This window comes from Pseudomonas sp. DR48 (genome assembly GCF_019823085.1).
GTDB lineage: Bacteria > Pseudomonadota > Gammaproteobacteria > Pseudomonadales > Pseudomonadaceae > Aquipseudomonas.
The window spans coordinates 125,236-150,008 of the sequence record NZ_CP081946.1 but is presented as its reverse complement, the minus strand read 5'-3'; the positions used below and the strand labels follow the sequence as shown (position 1 = coordinate 150,008).

The following is a 24,773-nucleotide window of genomic DNA, read 5'->3' as shown; positions in this document are numbered from 1 at the left end:
TCGTCTGGGCATAGACTCAGGTCATCAGTAACGGAGGTGCGCATGAATGAAGCCGTCAATCCGGGGCCGCGCAACGGCATTTTGTCTCTGACCATCAAGGACAAGTCGGTGCTGTATGCGGCTTATATGCCATTCATCAAGAACGGCGGCCTGTTTATCCCGACCAACAAGAGCTACAAGTTGGGCGATGAGGTGTTCATGCTGCTGAACCTGATGGACGAGCCGGAGAAGATTCCGGTGGCCGGTAAGGTCGCCTGGATCACGCCCAAAGGTGCGCAGGGCAACCGGGCAGCCGGGGTCGGCGTGCAGTTCAACGACGGCGACAACACCGCGCGCAGCCGAATCGAAACCCATCTGGCCGGAGCCCTGAAGTCCGACCGTCCCACTCATACGATGTAAGTTGCAGCCCTTTTATGCTCGTAGATTCCCATTGTCACCTCGATCGTCTTGACCTCGCCGCCCACGACGGCTCACTCGATGCTGCGCTCGATGCAGCCCGGGAACGCGGGGTCGGTCACTTTCTGTGTATCGGCGTCAGCGTCGACAACGCCGCGGACGTCAAAGCCCTGGCCGAACGTTATGACGATGTCGATTGTTCAGTAGGCGTGCATCCTCTGGATGTGCAACCGGGTGCCGCGCCGGCGCTTGACTGGCTGTTGCGCGAGCTCAATCACCCGCGTGTAGTGGCGATTGGTGAAACCGGTCTGGATTATCACTACGAGCCAGAAGCGGCAGAATTGCAGCAGGAGTCTTTCCGACTGCATCTACAGGCGGCCCGGCAAACCGGCAAGCCCGTGATCATCCACACCCGCGGTGCCCGCGCCGACACGCTGAACCTTCTGCGCGAGGCGGCGTTGCCTCAGGCGGGTGTGCTGCATTGCTTCACGGAAGATTGGGACATGGCCAAAGCAGCGTTGGACATGGGCTATTACATTTCCTTGTCCGGCATTGTCACTTTTCGCAATGCCGATGCGCTGCGTGACGTTGCCAGCAAGGTGCCGGCTGATCGATTATTGGTGGAAACCGACTCGCCGTATCTCGCGCCGATTCCTTATCGCGGCAAGCCGAACCTGCCGCAGTACGTTCGCGAGGTAGCGGAATTTCTGGCAATGTTGCGAGGCGAGTCCTATGAGCGATTTGCCGCGCAAACCACTGAAAACTTCAAGCGTCTGTTTCCGCTGGCGCATGTGAAAGGCTAAATCGCAGGCAAAAAAAACCCGGGTTCTGGGGGGTGAATCCGGGTTAAGACCATTAGGAGTAAAACAAAGGCACGCGGTCCGTTGGTACCTATATCGGCGCGACACTTGGGGGAGATGCCCCGCCGACAGTTGAAGTATTGATCAGTATTGCGCCGAGTCCAGTTTACCGGCCCCGATTTTTAAACAATTTTGGAATACGGGCGCTTCAGAAGAGTTCTCATCAATGGACGATCCTTTCTGAAATCATCAAGAAACACAGATATGGTCGGATGATCCGTGCATTTTTGCGTAAGTTAGGCATAATACGCGGCTTCGAATTTTGACCCCTACAGACCTTTTCTTATGCATAAAGAACCTCGTAAGGTCCGTGAGTTTCGTCGCCGCGAGCAAGAAATTCTCGATACCGCGCTCAAGCTGTTCCTCGACCAGGGTGAAGACAGTGTCACCGTCGAGATGATTGCTGATGCCGTCGGTATCGGTAAAGGCACGATCTACAAGCACTTCAAATCCAAGGCCGAGATCTACCTGCGCCTGATGCTCGACTACGAGCGTGATTTGAACGAGCTGTTGCATTCGGCCGATGTCGACAAGGATAAGGAAGCCCTGTCCCGGGCTTACTTCGAATTCCGCATGCGCGACCCGCAACGCTATCGTTTGTTCGATCGCCTGGAAGAGAAGGTGGTCAAGGGCAATCAGGTGCCTGAGATGGTCGAGGAACTGCACAAGATCCGCGCCTCGAACTTTGAACGCCTGACCTTGCTGATCAAGGGCCGGATCAGCGAAGGCAAGCTCGAAGACGTGCCGCCATACTTCCATTACTGCGCGTCCTGGGCGCTGGTGCACGGCGCTGTTGCGCTGTATCACTCGCCGTTCTGGAGCAACGTGCTGGAAGATCAGGAAGGCTTTTTCCAGTTCCTGATGGACATTGGCGTGCGCATGGGCAACAAACGCAAGCGCGATACCGACACCCCGAGCAGCTGAACCATTCAGTGGTCTTATAGCGCCATGTTTTTACTACATGGCGCAGTACCTCAGGAATATACTCAGGCATAGGACTTGCTAAAACTTGATTTGTGAGTCAAGTTTTGTGCGTTCAAATTCCTTTTGCCGGAGTGATCCATGATCGTTGACCGTCAAGGCAGGCGTTTTCGCAATCTGCGGATCAGTCTGACTTCAGCCTGCAATTACGCGTGTACCTATTGCGTGCCCAATGGCAAGCGCCTGGTGGCTGCGCAGGATGAATTGTCGGCCGAGGCCATGGCGCGCGGCGTGGCTTATCTGATCGAAGCCGCCGGCATCGAGCGTTTGCGCATTACTGGTGGCGAACCACTGGTCAGCCCCAAACTCGAATCCTTCATGACGGCTGTCGGCAAGATGGGCCTGGAAGACATCAGCCTGACCACCAATGGTCAGCTGTTGGCGAAAAAGCTGCCCTTGCTGGTGGATGCCGGCATCCGCCGCATCAACGTTTCCCTCGATACCCTGGATGCCAGCGCCTTTCGCAGCATTGCCCGTGGCGGCGATCTGGCGACCGTGCTCGACGGTATGGACCAGGCCAAGGCCGCCGGCCTGAAAATCAAGGTCAACATGGTGCCGTTGCGAGGCCAAAATCTCGATCAGGTCATGCCGTTGCTCGATTATTGCCTTGAGCGGGGCTATGAGCTGCGCTTCATCGAACTGATGCGCATGGGTCACCTGGCCAGCGATAACAACGCCTTTCTGCAACAGTTCGTCAGCCTTCAGCAGTTGCTGAGCCTGATTGGTGAGCGCTACGAATACCTGCAAGCCGACGCCCCTGTGGACGCCACTGCCGTGCGTTACGAAATTCCAGGGCTTGGGCACTTCGGCGTCATCGCCAACGAAAGCGTTCCCTTCTGCCGCACCTGCTCACGGCTGCGCCTGTCGTCCACGGGCTGGTTGCACGGCTGTCTTTCCTCGAGCAACCGTCACTATGTCGGTGACCTGCTGGACAAGCCGCGTCACCAGGCATTGCCGGCGTTGCAGCGCCTTCTGGTCAAAGCCTTGGGCGACAAACAGGAAGTGGCGTTCTCTGGCGGCGCGACCATCATGAAGATCATCGGCGGCTGATGCGTCCTGTGTGGCCCCCATACGCTTGAGCTGGCGCGGAAGCTGCATCCCATGGCCATTCGCCGGTTTTCCGTCACCGGCCTCTGGAGGGTAGGATGCGTAGCCTGGTTTTGCTGCTGGCCGTTTTGGCGCTTGGTGGCTGCATGAATGTCAGCGACATGGCTGAAGGGACTCGCTACCACATGAGCGATGCAGGGCTGTTGGATCACAGCGACAATCACCGGGCCAATAACCTGCGCATTCAGCCGGATTCGTTCATCTACATCGCCCAGGGTGCGTTCGCGCCGCCAGGCAGTGCCTACCCGCGGCCCAACGTAGTCGCTGAAGAAGCCTTCAATGGCTTTATCGAATACTTCCCGATGGTGCGCCGCGCCCGTGCCCCCGAAGGACTCGACCAAGCCATGGGCGAAGCCCGTGCCGCCGGTGCTCATTATCTGCTCTACACCCGATTCGCCAAGGCCGACGACCGGATTGGCAACTCCGATGAATGGCTCGATCAGGAATACGTGGATCGCCTGGGCATCGACAGCGGGGTGATTCAGATCATGTTGATCGAGACCAGCACCCAGTATTTGATTGATACTGCACGCATCAAGAGTCGTGGCGGTTTACTGACGTTCCACGACAACAAGCCAGAAGACCTGATTGGCCCGCCGCTGGCGCAATACGCGCGCGGCCTGATCGGGCTCAGCGACCAGTAATTCAAGGAGAACGCCATGAGTGGCCCGCAAAAAGCCAACGACTTGTTGGGGCAAATCCCCAAAACCAAAGGCTTGCCGCCGGTTCACTTGTGGAACCCCGACTTTTGCGGCGACATCGACATGCGCATTGCCCGCGACGGCACCTGGTATTACCTGGGTACGCCGATCGGGCGCAAGCCGATGGTCAAGCTGTTCTCCACCATCATTCGCCGCGACGGCGATGATTATTTTCTGATCACCCCGGTCGAGAAAGTGGGCATCAAGGTTGATGACGCGCCGTTTGTGGCGGTTACCCTGGAAGTGGAGGGCGAGGGCGAAGCCCAGGTTCTGCGCTTCACGACCAACGTCGACGAGGTTGCCGAAGCTGGCGCCGACCACCCGATTCGTGTGGTCATCGATCCGGTCACGCAAGAGCCCGCGCCGTATGTGCATGTGCGCACCAACCTCGAAGCGCTGATCCATCGCAATGTGTTCTACCAACTGGTGGAGCTGGCGGTGAGCCGCGACATCGACGGACAACGCTGGCTCGGGGTGTGGAGCGGCGGCGAATTCTTCAAGATCGGTCTAGAACCGTAATCGCTCCCAGTTCGATTTTGTTCAAAAATCAAATTGACACCCAATCGTATGATGATTAGCGTGGGCTCCTATCGCGAACGGCTTTGTGCCGTTCCTGCATCGAGGTGCCCATGTCCAGCAGTTTTCATGCGTCGACCGTCGATTGGCTGGGTTGCTGGATAGCCGCCGGCCAGGTCAAGCCCGGCGAAACCATCAAGGTTGAAGCCGATCTCGGCGAACAACTCGGCGTCAGCCGCACGGTCATTCGCGAAGCCATCAAGACCCTGGTCGCCAAAGGCATGCTCGAAGTCGGGCCGAAGGTCGGGACGCGGGTGTTGCCGGTGCGGCGCTGGAATCTCTTTGATCCGCAAGTCGTGGGCTGGCTGTCACGCAGCGGCTTGCCGGAAAATTTCGTTGACGACTTGCTCGACCTGCGCCGCACCATCGAACCGATGGCGGTGCGCTGGGCCTGTGAACGGGCAACCGTCGAACAGGTGCAAGCCGTGCTTCAGGCCTATAACGCGCTGGAGCGAGCCGTCGACAGCGGCGTCGATTACAACCGCGCCGACCAGTTCTTCCACGAATGCATCCTCGCTGCCAGCCACAATCAATTCATCGAGCAAATGGTCCCGGCCCTCGGCGCGCTCCTGGCCGTGTCGTTTGAAGTGTCCGCGGCTGACCCGGACGAGCTGCGTCGCACGCTGCCCATTCACAAAGACATGGCCGACGCCATCGCCGCCCGGGATTCCGCGCGCGGTGTCTGGGCGTGCATGACGCTGATCGATAACGCCGACCTGGCGATCAAACGTTTCTACCCGAAAGTCATGGCCGACAAAAAAGCCAGCTAAATACACAGACCCCTTGTGGGAGCGGGCTTGCTCGCGAAGGCGTCGGCATATCCGACATTGATGTCATGGATACACCGCTTTCGCGAGCAAGCCCGCTCCCACATAAAAACAAAAGCAGGAGGCTTCATGACGTGGAATGCGGTTACTGGACACCGTGCGCAACTGGGCGAAGCCCCGTTCTGGGATGCGCCGACGCAAGCGTTGTACTGGGTGGACATCGCCGGTCAGCAGGCGCTACGGCTGATCGGTGCCAACGTGCAGATCTGGCAGATGCCAGAGCACGTGTCCGCGTTCATTCCCTGCGAAAGCGGCGATGCGCTGGTGACGTTGAGCAGCGGAGTCTATCGACTCGATCTGGATTCGCCGGGACTTGAGCCGCGCCTGACCTTGTTCTGCGTCGCCGACCCACAACCCGGCAATCGAGGCAACGAAGCGCGCTGCGATCCCCTGGGTCGGCTCTGGCTCGGCACCATGCAAAACAACATCGGCGAGCAGGGCGAAGACCTGCCGATCGAGCGGCGCAGCGGTGGTTTGTTTCGCATTGACCGCGATGCCCGGGTCACGCCGCTGCTGCGTGGGTTGGGTATTCCCAACACGTTGCTGTGGAGCGATGACGCAACGATGCTGTATTTCGGCGACAGCCTCGACGGCACGTTGTACCAGCATTTCATTCACACCGACGGCAACCTGGACGCCGCGTACGTCTGGTTTGGCCCCCATGCGCGTGGCGGCCCGGATGGTTCGGCGATGGATGCCGAGGGTTTCATCTGGAACGCCCGCTGGGACGGTAGTTGTCTGCTCAGGCTGAGCCCGAGCGGGCATGTCGACCGTGTGATCGAGCTGCCGGTCAGCCGTCCGACCAGTTGCGTGTTTGGCGGCGACGACCTGAAAACCCTGTACATCACCAGCGCCGCCAGCCCGCTGAACCATCCGCTGGATGGCGCGTTGCTGTCGATGCGCGTCGATGTGGCCGGAAAACCCTGTACTCGATTCGCTGGGTGAATCCCAAAATATGGGATGTAAAATTATATATTGAGATTATTTGGCGGTCGGGTTTATAGTCGGCCATCAGTTACACGCACTCACACTTAAAAAAACAAAACAGGTGAAGTGATGCAGCGATTTTCCAAAAAGCCTTTTGGCCGGTCATCGACAGATGCCCGGTTTTTGTCGTGCCTGCAAAAAGGAGCGCTGAACCATGGCTGAGCCTCTCTCCTTGCCGCCGGCGCCAGAGCCGCCCAAGGGCGAGCGCCTGAAAAACAAGGTCGTGCTGCTGACCGGCGCGGCACAGGGCATTGGCGAGGCCATCGTTGCCACTTTTGCGTCGCAACAGGCCAAGCTGGTGATCAGCGATATTCAGGCTGAAAAAGTCGAGAAAGTTGCCGCGCATTGGCGTGAGCAAGGCGCGGATGTGGTCGCCGTCAAAGCCGACGTGTCACGCCAGCAAGACCTGCATGCCATGGCCCGGCTGGCGATCGAACTCCACGGCCGGATCGATGTGCTGGTCAATTGCGCCGGGGTCAACGTGTTCCGCGATCCACTGGAAATGACCGAAGAGGACTGGCATCGCTGCTTCGCCATCGACCTTGATGGCGCCTGGTACGGTTGCAAAGCGGTGTTGCCGCAAATGATCGAGCAGGGTATCGGTAGCATCATCAATGTTGCCTCGACGCACTCCAGCCACATCATTCCAGGCTGCTTTCCCTACCCGGTGGCCAAGCACGGTTTGCTTGGCCTGACCCGCGCGCTGGGCATCGAATATGCGCCGAAGGGCATTCGCGTCAACGCGATTGCACCGGGCTACATCGAAACCCAGTTGAACGTCGATTACTGGAACGGCTTTGCCGACCCACACGCCGAACGTCAACGGGCCTTCGACCTGCATCCGCCGCGCCGCATCGGGCAGCCGATGGAAGTGGCGATGACCGCCGTGTTCCTGGCCAGCGATGAAGCGCCGTTCATCAACGCCTCGTGCATCACCATCGATGGTGGGCGTTCGGTGATGTACCACGACTGAATACAACAGGTTTCAGGCGCGGAACTCCGTCTGAAATCCAATCATCATACGATATGACTATTTGCTGTACCGGCTTTCAAATAACGCCTCAAAAAAAATAACAAGGAGTCAGCTTATGAATCGTCGTCGTGGGATCCGTTCCCTGTGCTGTGCCGCTTTGGCGGTCACTGCGGTCAGCTTGAGCAGTACGTTGCTGGCGGCAGAGGAAGTGAAGATCGGTTTCCTGGTCAAGCAGGCCGAAGAGCCCTGGTTCCAGACCGAATGGGCGTTTGCCGAAAAGGCCGGGAAAGACAAAGGCTTCACCGTCATCAAGATCGCCGTGCCTGACGGCGAGAAAACCCTCTCGGCCATTGACAGCCTGGCCGCAAACGGCGCGAAAGGTTTTGTGATTTGCCCGCCAGACGTCGGCCTCGGCCCGGCTATTGTGGCCAAGGCCAAGGCCAACGGTTTGAAAGTGATCGCGGTCGATGACCGGTTTGTCGATGCCAGCGGCAAGTTCATGGAAGACGTGCCTTATCTCGGCATGGCCGCGTTTGAGGTCGGCGAGAAACAAGGCAGCGCCATGGCCACCGAAGCGAAAAAACGCGGCTGGGACTGGAAAGAAACCTACGCGGTGATCAACACCTTCAATGAACTCGACACTGGCAAGAAACGCACCGACGGTTCCGCCAAGGCACTGCAAGACGCCGGTTTTCCAAAAGACCACATCCTCTTTACCGCACAGAAAACCCTCGACGTGCCAGGTAGCATGGACGCCACCAACTCGGCGCTGGTGAAACTGCCGAGCGGGGCGAAAAACCTGATCATCGGCGGCATGAACGACAACACCGTGCTGGGCGGCGTGCGCGCCACCGAAAGCGCCGGCTTTACAGCCGCCAACGTGATCGGCATCGGCATCAACGGCACCGACGCCATCGGCGAATTGAAGAAAGCCAACAGCGGCTTCTTCGGCTCGATGCTGCCAAGCCCGCATATCGAAGGCTACAACACGGCCAACATGATGTTCGAGTGGGTCACCACCGGCAAAGAACCGCCGAAATACACCGCGATGGACGACGTGACACTGATCACTCGCGAAAACTTCAAGCAGGAGCTGGAAAAGATCGGCCTGTGGAACTGAGGCTCGGTTGATTTCATCGGCGGCCCTGGTCACAGGGCTGCCTGATCTGTGTGATGAGGTGGTTTTATGCACGCGCAAGTACAGACACACGAGCACAGCGTCGGCGGCAGCCTGCGTTTCAACGGAATCGGCAAGACCTTTCCCGGAGTGAAGGCGCTGGACGGCATCAGTTTCGTTGCCCATCCGGGCCAGGTTCACGCCCTGATGGGCGAGAACGGTGCCGGTAAATCCACGCTGCTGAAAATCCTCGGCGGTGCCTACACGCCCAGCAGCGGCGACCTGCAGATCGGCGAACAGACGATGGCCTTCAAGTCCACCGCCGACAGCATTGGCAGCGGCGTCGCGGTGATCCATCAGGAGCTGCATCTGGTCCCGGAAATGAGCGTGGCGGAGAACCTTTTCCTGGGGCACTTGCCGGCCAGTTTCGGCCTGATCAATCGCGGCGCGCTGCGCCAGCAAGCACTGGCCTGCCTTAAGGGCCTGGCCGATGAAATCGATCCGCAAGAGAAAGTCGGGCGCCTGTCCCTAGGCCAGCGGCAGTTAGTGGAAATCGCCAAGGCGTTGTCCCGTGGTGCGCACGTCATTGCGTTCGACGAACCCACCAGCAGCCTGTCGGCGCGCGAGATCGATCGCTTGATGGCAATCATCGGGCGCCTGCGCGACGAAGGCAAAGTGGTGCTCTACGTTTCCCATCGCATGGAAGAAGTGTTCCGCATCTGCAATGCGGTGACGGTGTTCAAGGACGGTCGCTACGTGCGCACGTTCGAGAACATGAGCGAACTGACCCACGATCAGTTGGTGACGTGCATGGTCGGTCGCGACATCCAGGACATCTACGATTACCGCAGCCGCCAACGCGGCGCGGTGGCGCTCAAGGTTGACGGTTTGCTCGGGCCGGGGTTGCGCGAACCGGTGAGTTTCGAGGTGCACAAGGGCGAGATTCTCGGGCTGTTCGGCCTGGTCGGCGCGGGGCGTACCGAGTTGTTCCGGATGCTCAGCGGGCTGACGCGCAATACCGCTGGACGCCTGGAGCTTCGCGGTCATGAAGTGAAACTGCGTTCCCCCCGCGATGCCATCGCGGCCGGCATTCTGCTGTGCCCCGAGGACCGCAAGAAGGAGGGCATCATCCCGCTCGCCAGCGTCGCCGAGAACATCAACATCAGTGCACGCGGTGCGCATTCCACTTTCGGTTGCCTGTTGCGCGGCCTGTGGGAGAAGGGCAATGCCGACAAACATATCAAGGCGTTGAAGGTGAAGACGCCGAGCGCCGAACAGAAAATCATGTACCTGTCCGGCGGCAATCAGCAGAAGGCCATTCTCGGTCGCTGGCTGTCGATGCCGATGAAAGTCCTGCTGCTGGACGAGCCGACTCGCGGTATCGACATCGGTGCCAAGGCCGAGATTTACCAGATCATCCATAACCTGGCCGCCAGCGGCATCGCGGTGATCGTGGTGTCCAGCGACCTGATGGAAGTGATGGGCATTTCCGACCGCATCCTGGTGCTCTGCGAAGGCGCGATGCGCGGCGAACTGTCTCGCGCAGAGGCCAATGAATCCAACCTGCTGCAACTGGCTTTGCCGCGCCAACGCGCTGACGGCGTGGCGAACTGAGAGGTGACTATGACAATTCAAAACAACGCTCTGCCCACCCAGCGAAAACCTCTGGACCTGCGGCGCTTTCTCGATGACTGGGTGATGCTGCTGGCGGCCGTCGGGATCTTTGTAGCCTGCACCTTGCTGATCGACAACTTCCTCTCGCCGCTGAACATGCGCGGTCTGGGCCTGGCGATTTCGACCACCGGGATCGCGGCCTGCACCATGTTGTATTGCCTGGCGTCCGGGCATTTCGACTTGTCGGTGGGCTCGGTGATTGCCTGTGCCGGTGTGGTCGCGGCGGTGGTCATGCGTGACACCGACAGTGTGTTCCTCGGTGTGAGCGCGGCGCTGTTGATGGGCCTGATTGTCGGGCTGATCAACGGGATCGTGATCGCCAAGCTGCGGGTCAACGCGTTGATTACAACGCTGGCGACCATGCAGATCGTGCGGGGTCTGGCTTACATTTTTGCCAACGGCAAAGCAGTGGGCGTGTCCCAGGAATCGTTCTTCGTCTTTGGTAACGGCCAGTTGTTTGGCGTGCCCGTACCGATCCTGATCACCATCGTGTGCTTCCTGTTTTTCGGCTGGTTGCTGAACTACACCACCTACGGCCGCAACACCATGGCCATCGGCGGCAACCAGGAAGCGGCACTGCTGGCCGGGGTCAACGTTGACCGCACCAAGATCATTATCTTTGCCGTGCACGGCTTGATTGGTGCGTTGGCCGGGGTAATCCTCGCGTCGCGCATGACGTCCGGTCAGCCGATGATCGGCCAGGGTTTCGAGCTGACGGTGATCTCTGCTTGCGTGCTGGGCGGGGTGTCGCTGAGCGGCGGGATCGGCATGATTCGGCATGTGATTGCCGGGGTGTTGATTCTGGCGATTATCGAGAACGCGATGAACCTGAAGAATATCGATACGTTCTATCAGTACGTGATTCGCGGTTCGATCCTGCTGCTGGCCGTCGTGATCGACCGCCTCAAACAACGCTGAGCAATTTGGCCCTGCACAAATACTGTATGTGCATGAGATCGAATGTGGGAGCGGGCTTGCTCGCGAAAGCGGTCTATCTGACATCTGGATGTTGGATGTCCTGACGCCTTCGCGAGCAAGCCCGCTCCCACATTAGTCCGCGTTGCAGTCACTATTGGCTCTATCCCTTCTGTCACTTACCTTAAATTTTCCTTGCTCGCCAGACCCCGTTTCGGTTATCACTTTGTACATGATTAGACAGGTACGATTTGACAAGAAACAACGGGTGGTCGACGAACTCATTCGGCGCATCGAAAGCGGCCTCATGGAAGACGGCTTTCTGTTGCCGGGCGAGCATCAATTGGCTCAAGAATTCAAAGTCAGCCGCGGCACGCTGCGCGAAGCCCTGGCCGAACTGAAAAGGCGCAAATACATCGCCACGCAAAGTGGAGTCGGTTCTATTGTCACCTTCGACGGAGTGGTGCTCGACCAACGCAGCGGTTGGGCCCAGGCGCTGGCCGACAGCGGCGCGCTGATCAATACCGAAGTGCTGCGGCTGGAGGCGGTGACGCGTCCTGACTTGCTGCCACGCTTTGGCACCGACCAATTCATTACCCTCGACCGACGCCGCCGTTCGACTGACGGCAAACTGGTCTCCCTCGAACGCTCATTGATGCCCGCCACCGGAGGCCTGGAAAGCCTGCCGCGTGTCGGCCTGATCGACAATTCCCTGACCATCACCCTGGCCGCTTACGGCTACATCGGCGAGCGCGGCGATCAATGGATCGGCGCCGAACCCTTGAATGCCGAAGACGCCGAGTTGCTCGGACGTCCCGAAGGCACCGTCTTTCTCAAAGCCTTGCGCACCACGTACGACCGGCAAAACCGCTTCATGGAACAGGTTGAAAGCCTGCTCGACCCGGTGCATTTCCGTCTGCACCTGCAATTTGGTGAGTCGAAATGACCGCGCTCAACCGTGCGCTTGGCGCGTTCTACGGACTCGCCCTGGGTGACGCGCTGGGCATGCCGACTCAATCCCTGAGCCGTGCCGAAATCAAGGCGCGCTTCGGCGAAATCACTGACTTGCAAGACGCTGGCCCCGATCAACCGATCGCTGCCAACATGCCTAAAGGCTCGATCACCGACGACACCGAGCAGGCGATTCTGGTCGGTCGATTGTTGATTGAAGGCAAGGGCTGGATCGAACCGGCCATGCTCGCGCAACGACTGATCGAATGGGAAGCCGCGATGCAAGCCAAAGGCTCGCAGGACTTGCTCGGGCCGTCGACCAAGCGCGCGATCGAGATGATCCTCGACGGGTACTCGCCGGAAGAGGCCGGGCGCTATGGCACCACCAATGGCGCGGCGATGCGCATCACGCCGGTGGGGATTGCGGCAGATGTCGCCAACCCTGAACGCTTCATCAGGGCCGTGGTGCAAGCCTGCCAGGTCACCCACAACACCACGCTGGGCATTTCCAGTGCAGCGGCGGTGGCGGCGGTGGTCTCGGCCGGAATCAATGGCATGGATTTGGGCGAGGCATTGAACCTCGGCCAACAAATAGCGCAGCAAGCCGAGAGCCACGGTCACTGGGTGGCAGGCGGCAGGATCGCCTCGCGCATCAGTTGGGCACGAACCATCAGCGTCGACAGTGACAAAGAGTTACTGGCGGATTTGCTGTACGACGTGATCGGCACGTCGGTAGCATCGCAGGAATCGGTGGTGGTCGCATTCGCCCTGGCGCAACACGTGGCCATCGGCGAAATGAACGCCTTCGAAGCGTTGTGCATGGCCGCCAGCCTGGGCGGCGACACCGACACCATCGCGGCGGTTCTCGGCGCAATGCTCGGGGCCTGCCTGGGTCTTGAGAGTTGGCCGGTAGCGATGATCGACACGGTTAAATCCGTGAACGATCTTCAACTGGAACCATTGGTGCAAGGACTTCTCGCCCTGCGTTGACTGGGCCGACGCCATCGCGGGCAAGCCCGCTCCCACAAGGTTATTGTGCAAGCCTCTGGTACACGCCCTACCTGTGGGAGCGGGCTTGCCCGCGATGGCCGCACCGCCATTTAATTTGATAAACCCGCAATGGAACGCACGAATACGGCCAGGACGGCCGGCATGTAGTTTCGTCTTCCGTCATTGCCCACAACCACAACAAAGGCAACAGGAGCATTTCACATGAGTTCATCGAACGCCGGGCCAAGTGCCGGGCAACTGGAAACCCGTGGCATCGAGCCGGTGCCCGAAGCGGAGTGCAACGGTCATCCGCTGCAGCTGTTCTGGGTCTGGTTTGCCGCCAACATTTCCATCCTCGGGCTGCCACTGGGCGCTACGCTGGTGGCGTTTCGCGGTTTGGCGATCTGGCAGGCGATCATTGTCGCGATCCTCGGCGCCGCCGGTTCCTTTGCGGTGGTCGGGATCATTTCCATTGCCGGTCGCCGTGGTCGCGCCCCGAGCCTGACGCTGTCGCGAGCGATCTTTGGCGTGCGTGGCAATATCGGCCCGACCCTGGTTTCGCTGATGTCGCGCCTGGGTTGGGAAACCGTCAACACCACCACGGCCGCTTTTGTGTTGCTGTCGCTGTGTTCGATCCTGTTCGGCTCACCGGTGGAAGCCAAAAGCGCTCCTGTGCTGACCCTGATCTTCATCGCGATTTTCGTCCTGCTGACTTTGTCGGTGTCCGGCCTCGGTCACGCCACGTTGTTGTTGATCCAGAAGTGGGCTACCTACGTGTTCGGCGCGCTGAACATTCTGGTCGGCGGCTTTCTCTGCGCCACCATCGACTGGAGCGCGGTGTTCAACGCCACGCCTGCGCCGTTGAGCGCAATGATCATCGGCGTCGGCACCATGGCCGCGGGCACCGGGATCGGCTGGGCCAACGCCGGCGCCGACATGTCACGCTATCAGCACCGCAGCGTCAAAGCCGTGCGTCTGGTGGCTTCGGCGGCGTTTGGTGCGGGGATTCCACTGGTGTTGCTGATCACCCTCGGCGGCTTGCTGTCGGTAGGCAACAACGACCTGGCCTCGGCCACTGACCCGATCATTGCGATCCGCGACATGTTGCCGACCTGGATGGCCGTGCCGTATCTGATCACGGCGTTCGGCGGGCTTCTGCTGTCGAATAACCTGTCGGTGTATTCCGCCGGTTTGACCACGCTGACCCTCGGCCTCAAGGTCAAGCGCGTCTACGCCGTGGTGGTCGACATCGTGGCGATCTTCGCCGGTTCGATCTACTTCATGCTGATTGCCGACAGCTTCTACGGCCCGTTCATTACCTTCATTTCCCTGTTGGCGGTGCCGATCACGGCGTGGGTCGGGATCTTTGTGGTCGACCTGATTCACCGTCATTACTACAGCCCCAAAGACCTGCTGGACGTCAGCCCGAGCAGCGCCTACTGGTACAACGGCGGCATCGAGTGGCGCGCGTTCGGTGCGTGGGCGCTGGCGATCGTTCTGGGTTTCAGCTTCACCACCATCGGCACCACTGAGCAGACTATCTGGTTCCGGGGCTTCCTGTCCGACTCGTGGCTGGGCCATAACGGCCTCGGCTGGATCGTGACGTTCCTGGTGGCCGGCGGGATTTATTTCGTTCTCGGCGGGGCGAAGGATCGTCGCGCCGCAATAACCGAGAATGCTCATGCCTAAGATGTTGCACACCGGCCAGGTCATCATCGACCTGGTCATGGCCGTCGATAAACTGCCTCAACCGGGCGGCGATGTGTTGGCGCAGTCCGCCAGTTTCGAAGCCGGCGGTGGCTTCAACGTGATGGCCGCCGCTCAGCGTAATGGCTTGCCGGTGGTTTACCTCGGACGTCACGGCACCGGTCGTTTCGGCGATCTGGCCCGGGAAGCAATGCAGGCCGAAGGCATTTGGATCGGCATCGCGCACAAAGCCGAACGGGATACGGGATTGTGCGTTGCCGTGACCGACGCGTCGGCCGAGCGCAGTTTCATTTCCTATATCGGTGCCGAGGGTGAGTTGACGGCGCAGGATCTGGCTAGCGTGGCGGTCGAGGCGGGCGACTACGTTTACGTCAGCGGCTACAGCCTGTTGCACAGCGGCAAGGCCCAGGCGCTGGTGGATTGGGTGCTGGCATTGCCACGCACAGTCAACGTGGTGTTCGATCCGGGGCCATTGGTGGAATCTCCGGAGGCGCCGTTGATGCAGGCGTTGTTGCCGCGCATTGATCTGTGGACCAGCAACAGTGTCGAAGCGCTGCGGTTCACCGGGGCGATGGACATTGCCGAGGCGCTGGACGGGCTGACCGAGCATCTGCCGGCCGATGTGCTGATGGTGGTTCGCGATGGGCCGCAAGGGTGCTGGATCAGTCAGCGTGGCGACCGTCAGCATGTGCCGGGTTTCAAGGTCGAGGCGGTGGACAGCAATGGCGCCGGCGATGCGCATGCCGGCGTGTTTATCGCCGGTCTGGCGCAAGGTTTGTCGGCAGGCGAGGCGGCCAGGCGGGCCAATGCCGCAGCGGCGCTGGCGGTGACTCGTTGGGGGCCGGCGACTTCGCCTGGGGTCGCTGAGGTGGATGCATTAATCAGTCAGACTTCCTGCGTTTAAACTGACGCCATCGCGAGCAAGCCCGCTCCCACAAGGATCTGAGTCTAGCCACAAATTGGTGGCCAACACGGATCCCTGTGGGAGCGGGCTTGCCCGCGATGGGGCCATCAAATTCAGTAGAGATCCTGGATTTATCCAGCCTTGCGCAACGCCTCGATCAGCTCCTGCTTGCGCATGCCCGAACGTCCCGGAATATTCTTGGCCGAGGCTTCTTTCCTCAAACTGTCGACGGTCTGCGTGTCCCGCGAAGCCTTGCTGTTGCGCGGATGACCTTCGCGACTGGCCACCGCTCGGCGCGATGATTCCTTGCGATCTTCGGACTTGGCGCTCGCCGGTTTCTTGCGTCCGGAACCGCCTTTACGCTCGCCGCCACCGGACTGCTTGTTCACGGTCGCCCAGGCGCGAGCTTCGGCCTCATCCTTGGGGACACCTTTTTTCTCGTAGCTGTCTTCGATGTGTTCTGCCTTGCGTTTCTGCTCGGCGGTGTATTTGTCTTTGCTTCCACGAGGCATGGGATTTCTCCTGCTGCTTGTAGAGTCTGTCAAACAGTCGCCGCCGCTTAAGACGGCGACTTGATTCAGGGTGTTAAGCGTCCAGCTTGCGCGCCGCTTCTACCCCGGCGGCGCTGAGTTTGATCGGCAGGTTCAGCGAGTGCTCGCCTGCCTCGTTGCACGTCACGTGCCCGTGCTGGATCAGTCCACGGTCCTGCAAAGTGGCGAGGGTACTGGCCACGACTTTCTCCCCCCGGTAATTGTCCAGGACCTCCTTGCCCAAGCCACCAGGATGGGCGTGCAGTAGGCGGGTCAGGACTTCTTTTTCCAGGTTTTTATCGACGTTCATGCTTACCTCTTCATGGATGTGGATAGGTGCAACTCGCATCGGCGAACTATTGGCTGGCACCGCCCTCGGAGCCCGAACCACCAGTGGTGGTTTTCGAGCCGATGCCGCTGCCGGCGTTGTCGGGCGTTTGGGTATCGGGCTGATTCATTCCACCTTGACGGCCCGCGTCGTTGCCTTGAGTCCGCGGGTCCGTGCCCGTGGAGGGAGGCAGGCCGCTGTCGACACCCGTGCCGTTGATGTTCAGGCCGGGCGAGCTTTGGGGCGCCGGGGATTTATGGCTATCGACCGGGTCGGTCGGGCCGGTCCCCGAGGTGGTCGCGGCGAAGGCGGCAGAGGACAGCAGCGTGGCGAGTGCGAGGGCAGTCAAGCGGAATGTGATCATGGTTCGTCTCCATTTAATAAGAGTCCTTACCTGATGTTGGTCCACCCTCGATTTAATTTGGTGCCTGATGAACGACGAACGGTCCGGGCCTTTTGCTGGCCGGAGTATTGGATTCAGACGATGCCGATTTCTTCCTCGAACAACTCCATGAAGTCTTTCAACCGATCATGCCGGATGCGCGCCAGGCGCTGGCCAGTGGTCGTCTGGAAACCGTCCGCCAGATGCAAGAGCTTGGTCTGAAAGTGATCCAGGCAAAAACGCTTGTCATCGTAATCCCGCGCCTTCGCTTGCGGGTCTTGCGGATCGTACAGCGCGCTGCCCATGCGCCCGGCAACGTAGAATGTGCGCGCAACACCGAGCATGCCGAGGGAATCGAGCCGGTCGGCGTCCTGCATGATTTTCGCTTCGAGCGTGAGAGGGGCGATGTTGGCGCTGAAGCTGTGAGCTTCGATCGCGTGGGTCACTGCGTTGATTTTTGCGCTGGGCCAATCCAGGTCGGCCAACACGGCAGACGCTTTCTCGGCGGCCAGTCGTGACGCCTGCGAGCGCAATGGCGAGTTCTTCTCCACCGCCACGCAATCGTGCAGTAGCACTGCCGCCAGCAACACATCAAGGTCGCCCGCTTCTTCAGCATGAAGCGTGCGCACGTTGTGCCACACCCGCTGCAGATGGGACAAATCGTGCGCGCCATCCTCCGAAGGCTCCAGTGCGTGGGGCAGCAGTTGCGCTGCGAGGGTTTGCAGCGGCGCGAAAGCATCAGTGGTCATAAACATCCTGTTAAGTGAAAGCGTTTCTGGCAACGACACATGCTCCATGGATCAGCTTTGCATTTCCAGTGTGACGAGTCCCTCGCGCCGACTTAGTATGGCGTTTTCAACCTATGACGAAGGCACGTCCATGACGATCGAGATCCGCCCGGCGACCCCCAGCGATGCACCGCAAATCCTCGGGTTCATCACTGAACTGGCCGACTACGAACGTGCCCGCCACGAAGTTATCGCCAGTGTTGCCGACATCGAGCGCAGCCTGTTCAGCGAAGGCGCCACCGCCCACGGCCTGATCTGCCTGCGCGACGGCTTGCCAATCGGCTTCGCCGTGTTCTTCTTCAGCTACTCCACTTGGCTGGGCAGCAACTGCCTGTACCTCGAAGACCTCTACATCACCCCCGAACAGCGCGGTGGCGGCGCCGGCAAAACCTTGCTGCGCCACCTTGCCAAAATCGCCTGCGCCAATGACTGCGGGCGGTTTGAATGGAGCGTGCTGGACTGGAACAAACCGGCCATCGAGTTTTACAAGTCGTTGGGCGCGCAGCCGCAGGAAGAGTGGGTTCGGTATCGGATGGACGGGGCGGTGTTGCGCGAGTTCGCCGAGGGCAACTGATTCCCTGAGCGATCGCAGCCTTTGGCAGCTTTTACATCCAGGTGTAGGCGCTGACCAAGGCTGCGATTTTTTTTGCTCTCATCCCATAATATGGGAGTGATATTTATATATTGAGATTTCAAGGCGTCCGGGTTTATAGTCCAGCTCACTCACTGCCAATAAACAAAACAGGTGAAGCGATGCTGGCGCAATTGATCGCGCTCGATTGGGGGACAACCTCATTACGTGCTTACAAACTCGCCGCGGGTGGCCAGGTGCTGGAACAGCGTTCGCTGTCGTCCGGGATCATGCAGCTGCCGCGGACTCCGCGAATCATCAACGGCCAGGAATGCACCGACGGTTTTGAACTGGCCTTCGATGAGGCTTGCGGTGACTGGCTCGACGCTCAACCTGATTTACCCGTGATCGCCTGCGGCATGGTCGGCAGCGCGCAGGGCTGGCGCGAAGCGGCCTACCGCGACACGCCGGCGAACGTCGCCCATCTCGGTAACTCCCTGCAATCGGTTCGCAGTCTTCGCGGTGTCGATGTGCACATCGTGCCGGGCGTGATTCAGCGTTCGCGCTTGCCGAATGTGATGCGCGGTGAAGAAACCCAAGTGCTGGGTGTCCTGCAGAATCTGCCGGTCGAGCAGGGCGCTGACCTGTTGATCGGCTTGCCGGGCAGTCATTCGAAATGGGTGGAAGTGGCCGACGGTTGCATCGTGCATTTCGACACCTTCATGACCGGCGAGATCTTCGCCGTGCTCAGCGAGCACAGCATTCTGGGGCGCACCCAGCAACGCGGCGCGTCCTTTGATGGCAAAGCGTTTGATCGTGGCGTGCAGGTGGCCCTGTCGGTGGACGGCGAGATCGGTCCGTTGTCGACACTCTTCAGTGCGCGCAGCCTCGGACTGACCGGCGAACTGAGTGCCACTGCGCAACCGGATTATTTGTCCGGGCTGCTGATCGGCCATGAGCTGTCAGCGCTGGCCAACGTTCAGCGACGTCGACGCAACGGCGCATCTTTGCCCTCAGTCATCCTTATCGGTAATGCCCAACTCTGTGCCCGCTATCGCCGGGCCCTCGACGCCTGCGGTTTTGCCCACGTGACGCTGGCGGAAAACGCCACCGAGCGCGGCTTGTGGCAGTTGGCGGTGGCCGCCGGACTGATCACTTCAACCCCATCCCGTTAAACCTGACTGGAGGTCTGACATGCTCAAGCAAGCACTGGCGCAAAACGGTCTGATCGCGATCCTGCGTGGCCTGCGCCCGCAAGAAGCGGCCGCCATTGGCGAAGTCCTTTACGCCGCCGGATTTCGCGTCATCGAAGTGCCGCTCAATTCGCCCGAGCCGTACGACAGCATTCGCATCCTGCGTAGCACGTTGCCCGCCGATTGCCTGATCGGCGCGGGCACGGTGCTGACGCCGGAGCAGGTCGAGCAAGTGAAAGCGGCGGGCGGCCAAGTGATCGTCATGCCGCACAGCGATCCCAAGGTGCTGCGCGCGGCGAAAGCGGCGGGTCTGTTCCTGTCGCCGGGCGTTGCCACGCCGACCGAAGCCTTTGCCGCACTGGCCGAAGGCGCGGACGTGCTGAAGATGTTCCCGGCCGAGCAAATGGGCCCGGCCGTGGTCAAGGCCTGGCTCGCGGTGCTGCCGGCCGGAACCGTTCTGGCGCCGGTCGGCGGGATTACACCGGACAACATGCAGGTGTTTATCGACGCGGGCGTCAAAGGTTTCGGCCTCGGTTCCGGGTTGTTCAAACCGGGCATGACCCCGCAAGAAGTGGCAGTGAACGCCAAGGCGTATGTCGCTGCATGGAACGCTCTGCGTTAAGACTTTTTTGGCGCCGAGCGCGCTGCATCTAATAAGAGCTGCATCTACAAAAAGAGAGCACAGATGAAAATCACCAAACTCACCACCTTCATCGTTCCGCCGCGCTGGTGCTTCCTCAAGATAGAAACAGACGAGGGCGTGACCGGTTGGGGCGAGCCCGTGGTCGAAGGCCGCGCGCACACCGTGGCGGCGGCCGTTGAAGAATTGTCCGACTACCTGATCGGCAAAGACCCGCGCAACATCGAAGACATCTGGACCGTGCTCTATCGCGGCGGCTTCTACCGCGGCGGAGCGATCCACATGAGCGCGCTGGCCGGCATCGACCAAGCGTTGTGGGACATCAAGGGCAAGGCCCTGGGTGTGTCTGTCAGCGATCTGCTCGGCGGTCAGGTGCGGGACAAGATTCGCGTCTATTCATGGATCGGCGGCGACCGCCCGGCGGACACCGCTCGTGCAGCGAAAGAGGCGGTCGAGCGTGGTTTCACCGCCGTGAAAATGAATGGCACCGAAGAGCTGCAATTCCTCGATTCCTTCGAGAAAGTCGACCTGGCCCTGGCCAACGTCGCCGCCGTGCGTGACGCGGTCGGCCCGAACGTCGGCATCGGCGTGGACTTCCATGGCCGGGTGCACAAGCCCATGGCCAAGGTCCTGATGAAGGAACTCGATCCATACAAATTGATGTTCATCGAAGAGCCGGTGCTCAGCGAAAACTATGAAGCGCTGAAGGAACTGGCGCCGCTGACCAGCACCCCGATTGCCCTCGGCGAGCGTTTGTTCTCGCGCTGGGATTTCAAGCGCGTGCTCAGCGAAGGTTACGTCGACATCATCCAGCCGGACGCGTCGCACGCCGGCGGCATCACCGAAACCCGCAAGATTGCCAACATGGCCGAAGCCTACGACGTGGCACTGGCGCTGCATTGCCCGCTGGGCCCGATTGCGCTGGCGGCGTGCCTGCAACTGGACGCGGTTTGCTACAACGCGTTCATCCAGGAGCAGAGCCTGGGCATTCACTACAACGAGAGCAACGACCTGTTGGATTACGTGAAAGATCCGCGGGTGTTCGACTATGACAAAGGCTTCGTGAAGATCCCGAATGGCCCAGGCCTGGGCATTGAGATCAACGAGGAGTACGTGATCGAACGTGCGGCGGTCGGCCACCGCTGGCGCAACCCGATCTGGCGCCATGCCGACGGCAGCTTCGCCGAGTGGTGAGTGCTTCCTGACCCACCGCAAACCCTTGTGGGAGCCAGCCTGCTGGCGATTTGGTCGGCACATCCAGCATTCATGGTGCCTGACACACCGCTATCGCCAGCAGGCTGGCTCCCACAGTTTGATCTCCATGGAAACGGAGATCTTCGGCAACTGCTGATTTCAATTCGACCTCAATAAACATAAGAAGAGGCATCCCTCATGCAACCGCAAACCCTCGCAGGGCAGGCGTCGTTGGTGACGCCCAGTCGCAAGCGTTTTTTCATCATGGTCCTGCTGTTCATCACCGTGGTGATCAACTACCTGGACCGCAGCAACCTGTCCATCGCCGCCCCGGCACTGACCAGCGAACTGGGGATCGACCCGATCCATGTCGGGCTGATTTTCTCGGCATTCGGCTGGACCTACGCCGCCATGCAGATTCCCGGTGGCTGGCTGGTCGACCGGGTGCCGCCGCGCATTCTCTACAGCGTTGCCTTGCTGCTGTGGTCGATCGCCACGGTCATGCTCGGCTTCGCCGCCAGCTTCATTGCGCTGTTCGTGTTGCGCATGGCGGTCGGCGCCCTCGAAGCGCCGGCGTATCCGATCAACAGCCGCGTGGTCACCACCTGGTTCCCCGAGCGCGAACGCGCTACGGCCATCGGTTTCTACACCTCCGGGCAATTCGTCGGGCTGGCGTTTCTGACGCCGGTGCTTGCCTGGCTGCAGCATGAATTTGGCTGGCACATGGTGTTCGTCAGCACCGGCGTCGTCGGCATTCTCTGGGCGGTGATCTGGTACGCGGTTTATCGCGAGCCACGGGATTTCAAAGGCGCCAACGACGCCGAAATCGACCTGATCCGCGAAGGTGGCGGGCTGGTGGATATCCAGGCCGAGCAAGCCAAGGTCAAGGCCAAATTCAGCTGGACCGATCTCGGCATCGTGCTGACCCAGCGCAAGTTGTGGGGCATCTACCTCGGCCAGTTCTGTCTCAATTCGACGCTGTGGTTTTTCCTGACATGGTTCCCGACCTACCTGGTGAAATACCGCGGCATGGATTTCATCAAGTCCGGCCTGCTGGCGTCGCTACCGTTTCTCGCGGCCTTTGTCGGCGTGTTGTGCTCCGGTTTCTTCTCCGACTTCCTGATCCGTCGCGGTTACACGGTAGGCTTCGCCCGCAAATTGCCAATCATTGGCGGTCTGTTGATTTCCACGTCGATCATCGGCGCCAACTTCGTCGAGTCAACACCACTGGTGATTGCCTTCCTCGCGTTGGCGTTCTTCGGTAATGGCCTGGCCTCGATCACCTGGTCACTGGTGTCCACGCTGGCTCCGGCGCGTCTGCTTGGATTGACCGGCGGGGTGTTCAATTTCATCGGCAACCTGGCGGCGATTACCACGCCGATTGTCATCGGTTTCCTCGCCACTGGTGATTCGTTTGCTCCGGCGATCACCTACATCTCGGTTCTGGCGTTGATTGGCGCACTTTCCTACATCTTGCTGGTCGGTAAAGTCGAGCGTATCAAGTTGTAGTGATCGCCGTCGGGCGACCATAATGCCGCCCGTTCACTCGCTCAACGGTAAAGGCTGGATATGCAGGAAGACGCCCCAAAAATCGCCAAGGACGCCGCGCCGACCGGCACCCAGACACTGCTTCGCGGTTTGGGTGTGGTTCAGGCCGTGGCCAGTGGCGCCCGCGACCTCAAAGAGATCGCCCGGTTGATCGGCACGACACGCAGCACCACTCATCGTCTGGCCAGTTGCCTGGTGGACGAGCGCTACCTGCGCGTGGTGCCGCAAGTCGGATATCTGCTGGGGCCGAAGCTGATCGAACTGGGTTTTCAGGCGCGCGAAGAACTGCCGTTGGTGACGTTGGCGGGGCCCTATCTGGATGAGTTGTCGGCGTTGACCGGCGACACTATTCACCTGGCGATACGTGAAGGCGACGAGGTGCTGTACCTGCACAAGAATCCGGGGCGCAATGGCCCGGAAATGCGCTCGCGGGTCGGCCATCGCATGCCGTTGGCGCGTACCGGGATCGGCAAGGCACTGATGCTCGATGACACGCAGGAAGAATGGAAAAGACTGTACGAAGTCAGTCTGCCGGCGGGTGGGAAAAATCAGTTTTGGCCGCAGCACCCGGAGCAGTCCTGGGAGCAGTTTCAGCAGCGCATGATCGAGTATGTCGCGGGCGGTTACGCCTTCGACCTCGAAGACAACGAACCGTCGATCCGCTGTGTCGCGGCACCGATCCGCGATGCCAGCAAGCGCATCGTCGCCGGCATCAGCATCGCCAGCACCGTGCCGTACATGCCGCTGGAAAAAATGGCCGAGCTGATTCCCCTGATCAAAGGGGTCACAGCCCGGCTCTCGGCGGAGCTTGGCGCTAAGGTTTAAGCTTTCAGCGTCGCCATATCGATCACGAAGCGGTACTTCACGTCACCGGCAATCATGCGGGTGAACGCTTCGTTGATCTGATGGATGTCGAGCATTTCGATGTCGCAGGTGATGTTGTGTTCGGCGCAGAAATCCAGCACTTCCTGGGTTTCGGCAACGCCACCGATCAACGAGCCGGCGAGTACGCGACGACCCAATACCAGTTTGGCGGCATGGACCGGTGGATCGATCGGTTCGATCAAGCCCACCAGAATGTGCACGCCGTCGAAACGCAGGGTATCGAGGTAGGGGTTGAGGTCGTGTTGCACCGGAATGGTGTCCAGCAGGAAGTTGAAGTGCCCGGCAGCGGCTTTCATCTGCTCGGCATCGGTGGACACGATCACGTGGTCAGCGCCTTGGCGACGACCTTCTTCAGCCTTGCTCGCCGAGCGGGTGAACAGGGTGACTTCGGCGCCCATCGCCTTGGCGAACTTGATGCCCATGTGGCCGAGGCCGCCCATGCCGAGAATCCCGACCTTATCGCCCGCTTTCACGCCGTAATGCTTGAGCGGCGAGTAGGTGGTGATGCCGGCGCAAAGGATCGGCGCGGCGCTGGCCAGGTCGAGTTTTTCCGGGATGCGCACCACAAAGTGTTCGCTGACCACGATGCTGTCGGAGTATCCGCCCATGGTGTTGCTGCCATCGACCCGATCCGGGGTGGCGTAGGTCATGGTCGGACCTTCGAGGCAGTATTGCTCCAGGTTCGACTGGCAGGCCTCGCAACTGCGGCAAGAATCGACCATGCAGCCAACGCCGACCAGATCGCCGATTTTGTGCCGGGTGACATTCGCACCAACGGCGGTAACTTTGCCTACGATCTCGTGGCCAGGCATCAGCGGATAAACGGCAATACCCCACTCGTTGCGGGCCTGATGGATGTCGGAATGGCAGACGCCGCAGTAAAGAATGTCGATGGCAACGTCGTCAGCACGAGGGCTGCGGCGTTCGAATTTTACGGGGGCGAGGGGAGTGGTGGCCGACTGGGCGGCGTATCCGATAGCGGTGTACATGAGGAACCTCGCAAAAGCAGTGACAGGTGAGGCGACGCATTTTGGGCGCCGTGCCGGCC

Annotated in this window: 27 protein-coding genes; 22 read left to right on the top strand and 5 right to left on the bottom strand. The window is 60.1% G+C overall.

From position 1 onward, the window contains the following. Positions 1 to 42: 42 nt before the first annotated feature. From K5K95_RS00640 to K5K95_RS00565, 16 genes are all read left to right on the top strand, one after another. Complete coding sequence (locus K5K95_RS00640; RefSeq protein WP_090186752.1) at positions 43 to 399, top strand: PilZ domain-containing protein; 357 nt, start codon at positions 43 to 45, stop codon at positions 397 to 399. 14 nt (positions 400 to 413) lie between these two features. After that, entirely contained in the window at positions 414 to 1,199 is a 786-nt protein-coding gene (locus tag K5K95_RS00635; protein ID WP_222587984.1) for a TatD family hydrolase, read from the top strand. 342 nt (positions 1,200 to 1,541) lie between these two features. Further along, a complete protein-coding gene (locus K5K95_RS00630) occupies positions 1,542 to 2,180 on the top strand; it encodes a TetR/AcrR family transcriptional regulator (protein ID WP_008152317.1) in 639 nt (212 codons plus the stop codon). A gap of 138 nt (positions 2,181 to 2,318) precedes the next feature. After that, positions 2,319 to 3,287 carry a GTP 3',8-cyclase MoaA gene (locus tag K5K95_RS00625; protein WP_222587983.1) on the top strand — a complete coding sequence of 323 codons (969 nt, stop codon included), beginning with the start codon at positions 2,319 to 2,321 and terminating at the stop codon, positions 3,285 to 3,287. A 95-nt stretch (positions 3,288 to 3,382) separates the two neighbouring features. Beyond that, positions 3,383 to 3,988 (top strand): DUF4823 domain-containing protein, encoded by a 606-nt coding sequence (locus K5K95_RS00620; protein ID WP_222587982.1) that lies wholly within the window; start codon positions 3,383 to 3,385, stop codon positions 3,986 to 3,988. A 15-nt stretch (positions 3,989 to 4,003) separates the two neighbouring features. Next, positions 4,004 to 4,564 (top strand): DUF1285 domain-containing protein, encoded by a 561-nt coding sequence (locus K5K95_RS00615; protein WP_222587981.1) that lies wholly within the window; start codon positions 4,004 to 4,006, stop codon positions 4,562 to 4,564. A 110-nt stretch (positions 4,565 to 4,674) separates the two neighbouring features. After that, complete coding sequence (locus K5K95_RS00610; protein ID WP_222587980.1) at positions 4,675 to 5,391, top strand: FadR/GntR family transcriptional regulator; 717 nt, start codon at positions 4,675 to 4,677, stop codon at positions 5,389 to 5,391. Between the two features lie 126 nt (positions 5,392 to 5,517). Continuing rightward, positions 5,518 to 6,393 carry an SMP-30/gluconolactonase/LRE family protein gene (locus K5K95_RS00605; protein ID WP_222587979.1) on the top strand — a complete coding sequence of 292 codons (876 nt, stop codon included), beginning with the start codon at positions 5,518 to 5,520 and terminating at the stop codon, positions 6,391 to 6,393. Positions 6,394 to 6,589: 196 nt separating this feature from the next. Further along, positions 6,590 to 7,408: an SDR family oxidoreductase gene (locus tag K5K95_RS00600; RefSeq protein WP_222587978.1), complete on the top strand. Its 819-nt coding sequence runs from the start codon at positions 6,590 to 6,592 to the stop codon at positions 7,406 to 7,408. 115 nt (positions 7,409 to 7,523) lie between these two features. Continuing rightward, complete coding sequence (locus tag K5K95_RS00595; protein ID WP_090186726.1) at positions 7,524 to 8,528, top strand: substrate-binding domain-containing protein; 1,005 nt, start codon at positions 7,524 to 7,526, stop codon at positions 8,526 to 8,528. A gap of 66 nt (positions 8,529 to 8,594) precedes the next feature. Further along, positions 8,595 to 10,139 carry an L-arabinose ABC transporter ATP-binding protein AraG gene (gene araG, locus K5K95_RS00590; protein ID WP_222587977.1) on the top strand — a complete coding sequence of 515 codons (1,545 nt, stop codon included), beginning with the start codon at positions 8,595 to 8,597 and terminating at the stop codon, positions 10,137 to 10,139. A 9-nt stretch (positions 10,140 to 10,148) separates the two neighbouring features. After that, positions 10,149 to 11,117 (top strand): L-arabinose ABC transporter permease AraH, encoded by a 969-nt coding sequence (gene araH / locus K5K95_RS00585; protein WP_090186721.1) that lies wholly within the window; start codon positions 10,149 to 10,151, stop codon positions 11,115 to 11,117. Between the two features lie 229 nt (positions 11,118 to 11,346). Beyond that, a complete protein-coding gene (locus K5K95_RS00580) occupies positions 11,347 to 12,060 on the top strand; it encodes a GntR family transcriptional regulator (RefSeq protein WP_222587976.1) in 714 nt (237 codons plus the stop codon). After that, entirely contained in the window at positions 12,057 to 13,055 is a 999-nt protein-coding gene (locus K5K95_RS00575; RefSeq protein WP_222587975.1) for an ADP-ribosylglycohydrolase family protein, read from the top strand. Before K5K95_RS00580 ends, K5K95_RS00575 begins: the two co-directional genes overlap by 4 nt. A 222-nt stretch (positions 13,056 to 13,277) precedes the next feature. Then, positions 13,278 to 14,744 carry a purine-cytosine permease family protein gene (locus tag K5K95_RS00570; protein ID WP_222587974.1) on the top strand — a complete coding sequence of 489 codons (1,467 nt, stop codon included), beginning with the start codon at positions 13,278 to 13,280 and terminating at the stop codon, positions 14,742 to 14,744. Beyond that, positions 14,737 to 15,666 carry a PfkB family carbohydrate kinase gene (locus K5K95_RS00565; RefSeq protein ID WP_222587973.1) on the top strand — a complete coding sequence of 310 codons (930 nt, stop codon included), beginning with the start codon at positions 14,737 to 14,739 and terminating at the stop codon, positions 15,664 to 15,666. Before K5K95_RS00570 ends, K5K95_RS00565 begins: the two co-directional genes overlap by 8 nt. A gap of 131 nt (positions 15,667 to 15,797) precedes the next feature. Here the strand turns inward: K5K95_RS00565 and K5K95_RS00560 are convergent, their stop codons facing one another. From K5K95_RS00560 to K5K95_RS00545, 4 genes are all read right to left on the bottom strand, one after another. Then, on the bottom strand, positions 15,798 to 16,178 hold the full coding sequence (locus K5K95_RS00560; protein ID WP_222587972.1) for a Rho termination factor N-terminal domain-containing protein: 381 nt from the start codon (positions 16,176 to 16,178) through the stop codon (positions 15,798 to 15,800). A 73-nt stretch (positions 16,179 to 16,251) separates the two neighbouring features. Beyond that, entirely contained in the window at positions 16,252 to 16,506 is a 255-nt protein-coding gene (locus K5K95_RS00555; protein WP_222587971.1) for a hypothetical protein, read from the bottom strand. 46 nt (positions 16,507 to 16,552) lie between these two features. Continuing rightward, positions 16,553 to 16,888 (bottom strand): hypothetical protein, encoded by a 336-nt coding sequence (locus tag K5K95_RS00550; protein ID WP_222587970.1) that lies wholly within the window; start codon positions 16,886 to 16,888, stop codon positions 16,553 to 16,555. Between the two features lie 113 nt (positions 16,889 to 17,001). Further along, positions 17,002 to 17,655 carry an HD domain-containing protein gene (locus K5K95_RS00545; RefSeq protein WP_222587969.1) on the bottom strand — a complete coding sequence of 218 codons (654 nt, stop codon included), beginning with the start codon at positions 17,653 to 17,655 and terminating at the stop codon, positions 17,002 to 17,004. Between the two features lie 130 nt (positions 17,656 to 17,785). On the opposite strand from K5K95_RS00545, the gene K5K95_RS00540 reads away from it, so the two are divergent. The 6 genes from K5K95_RS00540 to K5K95_RS00515 all read left to right on the top strand — a co-directional run bounded on the left by K5K95_RS00540 (position 17,786) and on the right by K5K95_RS00515 (position 23,665). Beyond that, positions 17,786 to 18,268: a GNAT family N-acetyltransferase gene (locus tag K5K95_RS00540; protein ID WP_090186699.1), complete on the top strand. Its 483-nt coding sequence runs from the start codon at positions 17,786 to 17,788 to the stop codon at positions 18,266 to 18,268. Between the two features lie 179 nt (positions 18,269 to 18,447). Next, a complete protein-coding gene (locus K5K95_RS00535) occupies positions 18,448 to 19,440 on the top strand; it encodes a 2-dehydro-3-deoxygalactonokinase (RefSeq protein ID WP_222587968.1) in 993 nt (330 codons plus the stop codon). A 19-nt stretch (positions 19,441 to 19,459) separates the two neighbouring features. After that, positions 19,460 to 20,080, top strand: coding sequence for a 2-dehydro-3-deoxy-6-phosphogalactonate aldolase (locus K5K95_RS00530; protein ID WP_222587967.1), 621 nt, complete (start codon positions 19,460 to 19,462; stop codon positions 20,078 to 20,080). 63 nt (positions 20,081 to 20,143) lie between these two features. Then, on the top strand, positions 20,144 to 21,292 hold the full coding sequence (gene dgoD, locus K5K95_RS00525) for a galactonate dehydratase (protein WP_090186690.1): 1,149 nt from the start codon (positions 20,144 to 20,146) through the stop codon (positions 21,290 to 21,292). Positions 21,293 to 21,490: 198 nt separating this feature from the next. Continuing rightward, positions 21,491 to 22,801, top strand: coding sequence for an MFS transporter (locus tag K5K95_RS00520; protein WP_222587966.1), 1,311 nt, complete (start codon positions 21,491 to 21,493; stop codon positions 22,799 to 22,801). Between the two features lie 60 nt (positions 22,802 to 22,861). After that, a complete protein-coding gene (locus K5K95_RS00515) occupies positions 22,862 to 23,665 on the top strand; it encodes an IclR family transcriptional regulator (protein WP_090186684.1) in 804 nt (267 codons plus the stop codon). On the opposite strand, the gene K5K95_RS00510 is transcribed toward K5K95_RS00515, so the two are convergent. Further along, complete coding sequence (locus K5K95_RS00510) at positions 23,662 to 24,714, bottom strand: NAD(P)-dependent alcohol dehydrogenase (protein ID WP_222587965.1); 1,053 nt, start codon at positions 24,712 to 24,714, stop codon at positions 23,662 to 23,664. The genes K5K95_RS00515 and K5K95_RS00510 overlap by 4 nt on opposite strands. Positions 24,715 to 24,773 lie beyond the last annotated feature (59 nt).